The 11629-nt window shown below is 48.8% G+C and carries 9 protein-coding genes and 2 pseudogenes; 1 reads left to right on the top strand and 10 read right to left on the bottom strand.

The genetic code is table 11. The features are described 5' to 3' along the window. Positions 1-20: 20 nt before the first annotated feature. A pseudogene (locus JCM14374_RS03340) lies at positions 21-1768 on the bottom strand (glutamine--tRNA ligase/YqeY domain fusion protein). Positions 1769-2059: 291 nt separating this feature from the next. Here JCM14374_RS03340 and JCM14374_RS03335 point away from each other — a divergent pair. Continuing rightward, positions 2060-2563 carry a peptidylprolyl isomerase gene (locus JCM14374_RS03335; protein WP_054693458.1) on the top strand — a complete coding sequence of 168 codons (504 nt, stop codon included), beginning with the start codon at positions 2060-2062 and terminating at the stop codon, positions 2561-2563. Positions 2564-2603: 40 nt separating this feature from the next. Here the strand turns inward: JCM14374_RS03335 and asnS are convergent. From asnS to JCM14374_RS03290, 9 genes and pseudogenes are all read right to left on the bottom strand, one after another. Then, positions 2604-3997: pseudogene (gene asnS / locus JCM14374_RS03330) on the bottom strand (asparagine--tRNA ligase). A gap of 127 nt (positions 3998-4124) precedes the next feature. Then, complete coding sequence (locus tag JCM14374_RS03325) at positions 4125-4760, bottom strand: DedA family protein (protein WP_054693681.1); 636 nt, start codon at positions 4758-4760, stop codon at positions 4125-4127. Positions 4761-4835: 75 nt separating this feature from the next. Next, positions 4836-5819 (bottom strand): UDP-glucose 4-epimerase GalE, encoded by a 984-nt coding sequence (gene galE, locus JCM14374_RS03320; RefSeq protein WP_054693455.1) that lies wholly within the window; start codon positions 5817-5819, stop codon positions 4836-4838. A gap of 12 nt (positions 5820-5831) precedes the next feature. After that, positions 5832-6254: a GtrA family protein gene (locus JCM14374_RS03315; protein WP_054693451.1), complete on the bottom strand. Its 423-nt coding sequence runs from the start codon at positions 6252-6254 to the stop codon at positions 5832-5834. Further along, entirely contained in the window at positions 6244-7209 is a 966-nt protein-coding gene (locus JCM14374_RS03310) for a glycosyltransferase family 2 protein (protein ID WP_054693448.1), read from the bottom strand. The genes JCM14374_RS03315 and JCM14374_RS03310 overlap by 11 nt, the downstream gene beginning before the upstream one ends. Positions 7210-7225: 16 nt before the next feature. Further along, complete coding sequence (locus JCM14374_RS03305) at positions 7226-9406, bottom strand: glycosyltransferase family 39 protein (RefSeq protein WP_054693445.1); 2181 nt, start codon at positions 9404-9406, stop codon at positions 7226-7228. A 379-nt stretch (positions 9407-9785) separates the two neighbouring features. Next, a complete protein-coding gene (locus JCM14374_RS03300) occupies positions 9786-10601 on the bottom strand; it encodes a transcription initiation factor IIA subunit 2 family protein (protein WP_054693441.1) in 816 nt (271 codons plus the stop codon). 282 nt (positions 10602-10883) lie between these two features. Continuing rightward, a complete protein-coding gene (locus JCM14374_RS03295; RefSeq protein ID WP_083453838.1) occupies positions 10884-11315 on the bottom strand; it encodes a response regulator transcription factor in 432 nt (143 codons plus the stop codon). Beyond that, complete coding sequence (locus tag JCM14374_RS03290; RefSeq protein WP_054693434.1) at positions 11278-11562, bottom strand: response regulator; 285 nt, start codon at positions 11560-11562, stop codon at positions 11278-11280. Before JCM14374_RS03290 ends, JCM14374_RS03295 begins: the two co-directional genes overlap by 38 nt. Positions 11563-11629 lie beyond the last annotated feature (67 nt).

Raw genomic sequence — 11629 nt, 5'->3', positions numbered from 1 at the left:
TTTTCGCCGGCTCAATGATGTTAGGCGTTGTTTTTCACTTTGACCCAGCTGTCCCGCAAGGAAACGATGCGGTTAAACACCGGCCGCTCCCGGGTTGAATCGGGATCAACATTAAAATAACCCTGCCGGAGAAACTGGAATTTGCTGAATACTTCTGCTTCGGCCAGCCCCGGTTCCACCAGGCATCCTTCCAGTATCTGAAGCGAATCAGGATTTAAGAGGCTTCTGTAATCCCCTTCTGCTTCATCAGGATTCTCCGCCAGAAATAGATGTTCATACAATCTGACCTCCGCCTTAATGGCATGGCTGGCGGACACCCAGTGTGAAGTCCCTTTTACCTTGCGCCCAGCGGTGGCTCCTCCGCTTTTGGACTCGGGATCATAACTGCAGTGCACCTCCAGGATTTCTCCGTTTGCATCCTTAACCACCCGTTCACATTTAATAATATACGCGCTTTTCAAACGGATTTCCCCGTGAGGCTGCAAACGGAAATATTTCTTGGGCGGGTTTTCCATAAAGTCTTCTTGTTCAATGAATATTTCCCTGGAAAAGGGTATCTTGCGCGTTCCCATAGCAGGATTTTCGGGGTTGTTTTCAGTTTCCAGCCATTCTACCTGTCCTTCGGGATAGTTGTCTATTATTACCCGGAGCGGTTTTAATACAGCCATGACCCGGGAAGCACGCAGGTTAAGGTCTTCGCGGATACAATGCTCCAGGAGGGCAATGTCCACCATGCTGTTGCGTTTAGCCACTCCGATACGTTCGCAAAAATCGCGTATCGACTCCGGGGTATAGCCGCGCCTTCTGAGTCCAGAAATGGTTGGCATACGGGGATCATCCCATCCTCTGACATATTTTTGCTCAACCAATTCCCTGAGCTTGCGTTTGCTCATAACCGTATGGCTGAGATTTAAGCGCGCAAACTCAATCTGCTGCGGGCGGCCCTGGGCTTCAGCAGAGTAATCCACATAGTCAAGGCACCAGTCATAAAGAGGCCGGTGATCGGCAAACTCCAGGGTGCAGACTGAATGAGTTATTTCCTCCAGGGCGTCAGATAACGGGTGGGCATAATCATACATAGGATAGATGCACCAGTCATCTCCGGTACGATGATGCGTGGAACGCAGAATGCGGTATATTACCGGGTCACGCATGTTTAAATTGGGCGAAGCATATCGATCTTGGCCCGCAGCACCCTTGACCCATCCGGAAATTCGCCATTGCGCATCCGGGTGAAAAGATCCAGGTTTTCCTCCACGCTGCGGTTGCGGTAAGGGCTTTCCTTACCCGGCTCAGTCAAGGTTCCCCGGTAGTCTTTAATTTCCTGCGCGGTGAGGTCACATACATAGGCCCTCCCTTTATTTATCAGCTGTACCGCATACTCGTACAACTTCTCAAAATAATCTGAAGCGTAGAATAGACGTTCTTCCCAGTCAAAGCCCAGCCAGCGTACATCTTCCTGAATGGATTCCACAAACTCCACTTCTTCTTTACTGGGGTTGGTATCATCGAAACGCAGGTTGCATAAACCTCCGTTGGCTGCGGCCAGACCAAAATTAAGGCAGATTGACTTGGCATGTCCTATGTGCAGGTAGCCGTTCGGCTCCGGGGGGAAACGGGTGTGCACCCGGCCCTGGTTCTTTCCTTGTTTAAGATCATCCGTAATTATATTTTGAACGAAGTTAACGGGCCGCCCTGAACCTGATCCTTCGATACCCGTTTCATCGCCTGCAGGTTTGCCAGCTTCTGCATAATTGTCAGCGGTCATTTTGCTTCCTCCTTGACGGCAAATTAGTGTGGCTGCATTTTTTTGCAAAACCTTATACATATATCGTTAAATATTATAGCACTATTTATATGGTTCTATCATAAAGCTGGGAAAAAGATGGGCAAAAAAAGCTGACCCTGGGGGAGTAAAATCCGCGATTATTAACGAACTTGCCTCGCGCTTAACCGCTCAATTTTCGTTGCGAAACGTAAATAGCGGTAATATGGGCCGGTTTATTCTGCTATATATTGCTATAATATTAATATTGCCAAATCAGAAAGGAGAACTATTATGAGTGAAAACCCCATAGTTAAGATTACTATGGAAAATGGAGCCTTGATAAGAATCGCGCTGCAGCCTGAAGCCGCACCGGAGACAACGGCTAATTTTGTAAAACTGGTGGAACAGGGCTTTTATGACGGACTTACTTTTCATCGCGTAATCCCCGGATTTATGATCCAGGGGGGCTGTCCCCAGGGTACCGGCACCGGAGGCCCCGGCTATGGCATAAAAGGTGAATTCGCTTCCAACGGGTTTAAAAACCCGCTGAAACACGAACGGGGCGTCATCTCCATGGCCCGCAGCTCTAATCCCAATTCAGCGGGTTCACAGTTTTTTATCATGGTAGCAAAAGCACCGCACCTGGACGGGGATTATGCGGCCTTTGGCCAGGTGCTCGAAGGTATGGAGGAGGTTGACCGCATAGTTAATGTTGACAGGGATTTTCGCGACAAACCGCTGCTCGCCCAACGCATGCAGGAGGTCACTCTGGAAACGCCAGTCAGCGCAGATTAATTCATTTGTCTTATGGGGCCGGGTTTCCGGCCCCATTAACCTAGAACTCGCATGACTTCACCGTCCGCGGAAAAGGGATTACGTCCCTGATATTGCTCATTCCAGTCACATACATGACCAGCCTCTCGAAGCCCAGCCCGAATCCGGCGTGTTTTACCCCCCCGTATTTTCTCAGTTCCAGGTACCACCACAATTCCTTGTGCTGCATATTCAATTCTTCCATTCTCTGTTCCAGGAGTTCAAGCCGCTCTTCCCTCTGGCTGCCGCCGATCAGTTCCCCCACCCCCGGGACCAGCAAATCCATGGCCGCCACGGTTTTGCCATCATCGTTTAGCCGCATATAAAAAGCCTTGATATCCTTGGGGTAATCGGTTACAAACACAGGCTTTTGAAAGACCTTTTCGGTCAAATACCTTTCATGTTCGGTCTGCAGGTCATGGCCCCAGACCGCGGGATATTCGAACTCTTCCCCTGATTCTGCCAGGATTTTAATGGCCTCAGTATAACTTACTCGCGCAAATTCAGCGTTTATAATCTTTTGCAGCCGGTCTGCCAATCCTTTATCCACGAATTCATTAAAAAAGTTCATTTCCTCCGGAGCGTTTCGCAAAATATATTGGATAAGATATTTAACCATATCTTCCGCCAGCCGCATATCATCTTGCAAATCGGCAAAAGCGATTTCGGGTTCAATCATCCAGAATTCAGCGGCATGACGGGCAGTATTGGAATTCTCAGCGCGAAATGTCGGCCCAAAGGTATAAACGTCTCTTAACGCCAGGGCAAAGGCCTCGGCTTCCAACTGCCCGCTGACGGTAAGGTTGGTCCTGCGGGCAAAAAAATCCTGGGAAAAATCCACCTCCCCAGTATCAGTCAGCGGGGGTTTTCCTGAGTCCAGGGTGGTGATGCGAAACATTTCTCCCGCCCCTTCGGCGTCACTGGCGGTTATTATCGGGGAATGCACATATACAAAACCCCTCTCCTGGAAGAACTGATGAATAGCGTAGGCCAGCAGAGAACGCACCCTAAAAACCGCTGCGAATAGATTGGTACGCGGCCGCAAATGGGCCACTTCTCGCAAGAACTCGCGGGTGTGGCGCTTGGGCTGAATGGGATAGTCCTCCGGGGCATCGCCTTCCAGAACAACTTGCCGCGCTTTTATTTCAAAAGGCTGTTTGGCCTGTGGGGTTTCAACCAGCTGACCCCTTACGGTTATAGCCGTGCCAACCTGTACCTGGCTGTATCATCGTAATTATCCAGGGTGTCCTTTTCATAGACAATCTGTACGCTGTTAAAGTGACTGCCGTCATTCAAGGTTATGAAACCGAATGATTTCTGATCGCGGTTGGTCCTTATCCACCCGCTGACTTCCACTTCCTGCCCGGCATATCGTTTCGTATCCCGCACAAGCTGCCTTACCACTGCTTTTTCCATGCCAACCCTCCAAACAGATGCTTTTGGTCTTTTTTATATATTATTTCAGATTGGCCTCCTGAAAAAACTAAAGTTATCCAAATATTTATTTTCATGACTTATTTGTTTGAGGTTCTAACCCTAATTATTATGAGGCTTTTGATTGACGTATGGAGGCAATGACGGCGGGTAAAAGCGAAATCAGAATAATGCCGAAAATGACCAGGGTAAAGTTCCTCTCCACAGCCGGTATATTGCCGAAGGAATATCCGCCGATCATGAAGGTTAAAACCCAAGCCACACAACCAACTAGGTTATAAAATAAAAAGCGTTTATAATTCATCTGTCCGATTCCGGCTACAAAAGGAGCAAAGGTGCGAATTATAGGCATAAACCTGGCGATGACAATAGTCTTGCCGCCATGTTTTTCGAAGAACTCATGGGTCCGAACCAGGTATTCCTTTTTGAACAGGCGCGGGTTTTCATTTTCGAAAGCCCGCGGTCCAATAAACTTCCCTATTTCGTAGTTGCAGATATTCCCTATTATCGATGCCAGCATTAACACCCCGCCAATAGCCAGGGCATTTATCTCCCCACTGGCAGCCAGGGCTCCCAGCACAAATATCAGGGAGTCTCCCGGCAGAAAAGGAGTTACTACCAGACCCGTTTCACAGAAAATAATCAGGAATATAATCAGATAGGTGGCTATTCCGTAATTTTGAATCAGATATGTAAGATACTTGTCAACATGAATGAAAATATCCCACAGGGTTATAAAATTTATTTCCATGGCGCTTTCCTTAGTATTACTTTTTGATCATATCTTATATCATACAGGGAATTGCCGTTTTTGAACAAGTCAAAAACCAGAGGGATGAGAACTGTGCCAATTCCACGCGCTTACGAGAATCGTCTCCAAATCGCTGTACTGGGGCTTCCAGCCCAGGGTTTTCTGGATCGAAGTGCTGTCAGCTATAAGTACCGGCGGATCTCCCTGCCGGCGGTCTTCATAATCGATTTTCAGCCTTCGCCCGGCAACACCGGATGATTTCTTTATAATCTCCAGTACCGATAAGCCCTTTCCCGTACCAACATTGAACACCCCTTTTTCCAAGCCGTTTTCCAGGGCGTTTAAAGCCGCCACATGCGCCTCGGCCAAATCGACAACGTGGACGTAATCACGAATGCAGCTCCCGTCAATGGTAGGATAATCACTGCCGTATAGCGCTATTTTATCTCTCATGCCCAGCAGGGTTTGCATAACCAGCGGAATCAAGTGGGTTTCGGGATGATGATCTTCTCCCAGGCTGCAATCCAGGGACGCCCCGGCCGCATTGAAATAACGCAGGGTCACCCACCTGACGTCATGGGTCCTGCCCTGCCACTCCAGGTATTCCTCTATCATGCGTTTGGAGGCTCCGTACGGATTGATCGGAGAGAGAACCGTTTCCTCAACAATGGGCTGGTAGCCAGGCGCCCCATAAACAGCGGCGGTAGAAGAAAAAACCACATTTTTTACCCCGTTTTTTATGGCCGTATCAAAAAACGCAAATGATTTGATGGTATTTTCCCGGAAATAATATTCTGGTTTGACAAATGATTCGCCTACCAGGCTGCGGGCGGCAAAATGGATAACCGATCTAATCCCGTGCTCCTTGATAATATGTTCCACTAGCCTTGAATCGGCAATATCACCCTGGTAAAAATGCGGAACACAAACCGCTTCCCGGTGGCCGCTGCTTAAATTATCCAATACAATTACCGGGATTTGTGATCGCGCCAGTGCTTGTACGGTATGGCTGCCGATATACCCAGCCCCTCCGGTAACCAAAACCGGCTGCATACAGATTCCTCCCTAAAAATTACAGTCCGCAGGGTGACGCTGAATTATACCTTTATCGGCAAACACCCACCTGCTGCCGATAAAATTTAATATAATGCCCGCACCGGTAGCTGTTGTTTTAGCCAGCCAGAGAGCGGTATGGCCTGCCTCACAGAGTATAACCAGCAATCCAGAAGTAAAAGCCAGGGAAATCCCGTTTACAATTATAAACCTTGTTATCTCTGCCAGGCTGCTTCTCCCCTTGACCCGAAAGGTCCAATAACGATTAAAGATGAAACTGTTGACAACCCCGGCGCTGTAAGCCAGTACCTGTGCCAACAGGTAAGGCACTGGCCCCAGGGTCAGCAGGAAGAATAAACTGAGGTCCACCAGGGTATTGCCGGCGCCAACGGTACAGAAACGCAAAAATTGCCGGCTTTGTTTCTTATGAGACATTCCATCGCGCCTCCTCGTTTGTACCCGGCTCAAGTTCGGGCTGCTGGCGTAAAATATACAGGGGACGGTTTTTGCTTTCCTCAAATATCCGGCCGATATATTCGCCGATAATCCCCAGCATAAGCAGTATTACTCCATTGAGCAGCAGGATGCAGGCTATCAATGATGTCCACCCGGCTGCGGCGCTGTCGGTAAATATTTTCTGCGCCAGGGAAATTAACAGGTAGATGAAACTGGCGCAGGACACAATAAAGCCCAAATAGGCAGCCAGTTTCAATGGTTTATATGAAAACGACGTAATCCCGTCTATGGAAAGGCACAGCATTTTCTTCAAAGGATACTTGCTTTCTCCGGCGAAACGCTCCTCCCTGACATAATCAACCGCCGTTTGTCTGAACCCCACCCAGCTCACCAGCCCGCGCACAAAGCGGTTTTTCTCCCGCATGGTGCGCATAGCTTCCACGACCTTTTGGTCCATGAGGCGAAAGTCGCCGGTATCAAGGGGAATGTCCACCTCGGTCAAGGCCCGCAGGGTGCGATAAAAAACCCTGGCGCTCCATTTCTTAAAACGGGTTTCTCCTTTACGCTGCAAACGTCTTCCATAAACGACTTCATAACCTTCCCGCCATTTAGCAATCATGGCAGGAATGATTTCCGGCGGGTCCTGCAAATCAGCATCGATTATAATGACGGCCTGACCGCGAGCATAATCCATACCAGCGGTTATAGCGATTTGATGCCCAAAATTCCTGGAAAAACTCAGCAGGCGTATCGACTGGTCCTTCCGGGCCAATGCTTCTATAATCTGGGCCGTCTTATCCTGGCTGCCATCGTTGATGAAAATCAATTCATAAGGCTCGGCCAGGGTATCCATAACCGCTTTTAAGCGCCGATAGCTTTCGCGTATTACCGCTTCTTCGTTATAGACTGGAATAATAACACTATAAAGGCTCATCTTATCACCTCCGGGCCTATTCGTTTATCTTGTACAAAGTGGCCTGGCCATCCCAGCCCCGGGCTCCAAATGCATCCCTGGTTTTATTGAGATCAGCCTCATCCTGCCATTCTGAAGCGGGAACCTCGCTGCTGTTCTCACGTATCCAGCTTAATACTTCATTGCTGCCGCCTCTGCCTCCCGATGAAATTAAGAAATACTTAACCTCATTATTTTTAATCATTTTTTGCAGCTTGGTTACGGTGAGCGCCGGGTCGCTGCCGCTGAAACCTCCCATAGGCATTACCGTATAACCGCTGATGATGTATGATTCAGCCGCAGATGTCTCCGTAGTGGCAAACAAATACTTTGTGCCGCGGTTGTTTTTGCTTAGATACTCTACCAACTTCTTATTTACCCCGGATTGCGTTGCGCCCGGGCCTCCCGGTCGAGGATTGTTCTGTTTGTTTTGCCGGTGGTCAGGTATGGCTTTGCTATTTTCAGCGCCGGGCTGCCGCAGCCCTCCGCTGAAACCAGCCTGGCGCAGTCCGGCCTGCGGAAGCATACAGTTGTCACCGTATAAAATGGGCGTGGCCGCCCAATATAATGGTGCTGCCAGCAATACCAGGACTGCTGCCGTGGCCGCGATTGAAGCCAGTTTCTCTCTGCGGGCCGTAAACATTAAGGCCAAAGCGGAAACAGCCCCTGCCGTCCCCAGGGCAATCAGGCAATACAACCCGATTTGTTCTGCATAAGGCTGCAGGATATATAACTCAAAGGCTGTGGTGGCGGTTATCGCCAGGGGCAGCAGCCACCGCAGCCACCCTTCCTGCCGGCGGTACAGCCGCCACATTTTCACAAAACCTGCTCCGGTCAAAGCCGCAATAGGAGGTGCCAGCATTATCAGATAATAATGATGGAAGAATCCTGCCATGCTGAAAAACACCATCCCCGGAACCAGCCAGGCCAGCCAGAACAGGGTTTCATTTTCCTGGTCGGTGAGCGGTTTGCGGCGGCGCAGCCCGCTCAGCAAAGCTATAGCCGCCAGAGCTGCCCAGGGCAAAAACCAGCTGATCTGTGATGAAAGCTCACTTTGAAACAACCGCCACGGACCTGCCTGGCCGGTACCGAAATTACCGCCTCCGCCTGGATGAGGTCCATCATCGCCGCCAGGAACCCACTTCTCTCCCCCGTCTCCGCTTGGGCCAGGATTAAAACCCTGCGGCGGCGGTCCATTGGGAGCAAAGTTAGCGGGCGGCTGGTTAAAAGGAGGGAAATCTTGTATTTGTGCAGTATTGTTTTTTTCGCTGTTATTTTTAGTTGCGTTTGCACCGCTGTCGGCACTATTGTCCTGGGTATTATTTTTAGGCTGCGTCGGCTGCCCTGGAGACATTTTATTATCATTTCTTCCCGGAACGTTTCCGCCTGGATTCATTCCGGTTAATCGCTGCAGGCCGTTATAGCCCAGAGCCAGCTCCAGGACGGAATTTGTCCGGCTGCTGCCGATGTAGGGGCGGTTTTCTTCGGGAATGGAGTCAACAACGATTGCCCAGGATAGAGACACCAGGAGCAAAACGGCCGTAGCCCCCGCAAGGACGGCCAGTTTCTTTTTCCAGCCGCTCTTGCCGGCTAAAAGGCAGAAAAGGTAAAAGGCCGGCACCACCATATAGGCCTGCAGCATTTTCATATTGAAGCCCAATCCGATCATGGCAAAGGCGCCAATAATACAGGACGTTTTTTGCCTGCGCACCCCCAAAAACAGCAGCCATACCGCCAGGAGGAGAGTGAAAACCAGCATACTGTCAATATTATTGGTACGGCTCACCGCAACGGCAATCGGTGAACATGCCATGACCAGACTGGCTAAACGGGCCGCCGTTTTCCCGAATTTTGGCTTAACCAAATAATACAGCAGCAGGACCGAACCCACTCCGGCCAGGGCCTGCGGCAGGATCACGCTCCAGCCATGAACGCCGCAAACATAAGCAAAAGCACTCTGAATCCAAAAAGCCACCGGGGGTTTATCGACCGTTATAAAACCGCCCGGGTCCAGCGAAGCATAGAAAAAGTTATGCCAGCTCTGCAGCATGCTGGTTACAGCCGCGGTATAGTACGCATTGGCATAGGTATTTTTCCAGATATAGAAGCTATTCAAAAAGGCTGAAAGAATTGCGATGCAAATCAAGACTGCGTCATAATGTCGTGTGGGCTTTCTCATTTGTTTTTTCCTCCCGTCAGTATTTTGTCACAGCCATCCTCTTAAATCACCGCCGCAAATAGGTCCTGCAGCCATATAAACCTGAGCGGTGTTATAATCTGTATTAATCATTTTTATGAAGACTGCGTATTTGTCGTTGCGAGGAGCTAAGCGACGCGGCAATCTTTCCCAGCCTAACGCTTTTCGTCTATCGTGGTGGGTTAAATACCCCTGAAAATACTCAGTAATCTCATCATAAACGCCCTATCTGAATTGCGCCTTAAGCATAACTGAACAACAACAAAACGAAAGCTGAATAATCGCTGAAAAATTAAAAAAACAGCCCCTATACCTGGTCATCCCATGTACAAAGGCTGTTTTTACCCTTAATAAAGATTATTTATATCAAGTTGTAATTCATGGCCAGGCTATAACTTTTTATAGCTTCCTCAAAGGCCTTTTTTATTGCAGTTTCCTGGTCTGCAGTTATGGTTCCATTAGCAACCAGGCTGTCCAGCAGATCCTCGTCTTCATCATCCTTTACAGGCGGCGGGGGCGGTGCGGGACGGGATGATTGCAACGCCCCTTTGACTGCGTTCTTCTGCTCCTCGGTAATGGTTCCATCTTTCACCAGGCTGTCCAGCGGATCTACCGTTTCCGCGGCGCTGCGGTTCTGCCTTAAAGCGATGGCTGATTCAAAGGCCTTTTTAATGGCTTCCTGTTGGGCCTGAGTTATCGTCTTATCATTTACCAGGCTGTCCAGCGGATCAACAGATTGACCAGGGGCCGCGTTCATTTGTGGGGGAGGCGGCGGACCCATAACAGCTTCAAAGGCGCTTTTAATGGCCTCTTGCTGAGCGCTGGTTATGGTTTTGTCAGCTACTAACCCGGCCAGGGGATCGCTGGCTGGATTGGGTTCCTCAGTTTCCTTCCCCGCAGCTTCGGTCATGGCCGTTTGAAAAGCCTCTAAAACCGCGCTCTCCTGCTCCTCGCTGATAGTACCGTCACTAACCAGGTTATCCAATATGCTGGTGACTTTGTCCAACAGTGACGACTGATTAAATTTATTCATGGCCAGGGCTGGAGCTGAAATCTGCACGCTGTCGCCGCTCTGTTGCTTCTGACTGCAGGCTGCCTGCTGTCCCAATCTGTTAGACAGGCTGCCCATTTGTGAATACCAACTGATACTTGATAGGTAACTGCTAATCGTATTCATCACCTTATACTCCTTTCTATAGGTATTGGGTCATGGCAATAGGCATTTGCTTAAAATAATCAACACGAGCAATTAATTGTGAACTAATAATTATAAATTAACGATGAAATGCCTAACATTTCATAAAATATTGGGTTGCATCACCTCCGCAGGTTGGACAGCATTGCTATCGCCATTCCCGGTTTGAAGATTCTATCGAGAATTAAACTTAAACCAAGCTTAAATACTTGCCATATTCAGTAAATTTTCAGTTTGGGATTATTACCGGTCCAGAAATGATTTTCAGTTCTTTATATCCAGGCAACAATACCCCACTCCCCGGACAGTCTGAATGCAGCCATCCGCTTGAAAAGCCTTCAGCTTCTTTCTCAGGTGAGATATATAAACCTCAATATTATTAATTTCAACATCATGGTTAAACCCCCACACTCGCTGCAGCAATTGTTCTTTAGTAACCACCTGGTTTATATTTTTGGTCAGCAGTTCAAGAATCATGGATTCTTTTAAGGTTAGCGCCACCTGGTTGCCGCCTTGTTTAATAAGACATTGCTCAGGATAGAACGATAATGCACCTATTATAAATTCACTTGTATTGTAAACCTCCGGATTTCTTCTATATAAAGCCCTTATACGCGCCATTAGTTCTTCGTTTTCGACCGGTTTGGGCATGTAATCATCAGCCCCGTTGTCCAGGGCTTGCACCCGACTTTGCACATCCCCCCGCTGCGAGAGGACAAGGATCGCTGGTGTTTCCTTGCTGGCGAAGACCTGTTAAAACGCTTAGGCAGTCTTCTCCTCCCAGATCCCACTCTAAAATAACTACATCGTACCGGTTTATCTCCAGTGCTTCTAAACCATTTACAACACTGCCGGCCCAGTCCAGGCTGTAGTGGTTTTGTTTGAGGGCTTTAACCATACGGTTATTCTCTTTATTGAGCGGGGCGATTAAAAGCAGCTTCAATTCCCTTCCTCCTTGCAGGAATATCTATCCAATAGTAAACCCGTATCCTGAATTATCTCTTAAAATT

It is taken from the genome of Syntrophomonas palmitatica JCM 14374, assembly GCF_001311885.1.
In the GTDB taxonomy this organism is placed as follows: Bacteria; Bacillota; Syntrophomonadia; order Syntrophomonadales; family Syntrophomonadaceae; genus Syntrophomonas_A; species Syntrophomonas_A palmitatica.
This window is presented reverse-complemented; position numbering and strand designations above follow the sequence as displayed.

Excerpts from the sequence above, each read along its gene's own strand:
- JCM14374_RS03300 (WP_054693441.1), bottom strand. The coding sequence starts at position 10,601 with ATGAATACGATTAGCAGTTACCTATCAAGTATCAGTTGGTATTCACAA.
- JCM14374_RS03305 (WP_054693445.1), bottom strand. The coding sequence starts at position 9,406 with ATGAGAAAGCCCACACGACATTATGACGCAGTCTTGATTTGCATCGCA.
- galE (WP_054693455.1), bottom strand. The coding sequence starts at position 5,819 with ATGCAGCCGGTTTTGGTTACCGGAGGGGCTGGGTATATCGGCAGCCAT.
- JCM14374_RS03335 (WP_054693458.1), top strand. The coding sequence starts at position 2,060 with ATGAGTGAAAACCCCATAGTTAAGATTACTATGGAAAATGGAGCCTTG.
- JCM14374_RS03310 (WP_054693448.1), bottom strand. The coding sequence starts at position 7,209 with ATGAGCCTTTATAGTGTTATTATTCCAGTCTATAACGAAGAAGCGGTA.
- JCM14374_RS03315 (WP_054693451.1), bottom strand. The coding sequence starts at position 6,254 with ATGTCTCATAAGAAACAAAGCCGGCAATTTTTGCGTTTCTGTACCGTT.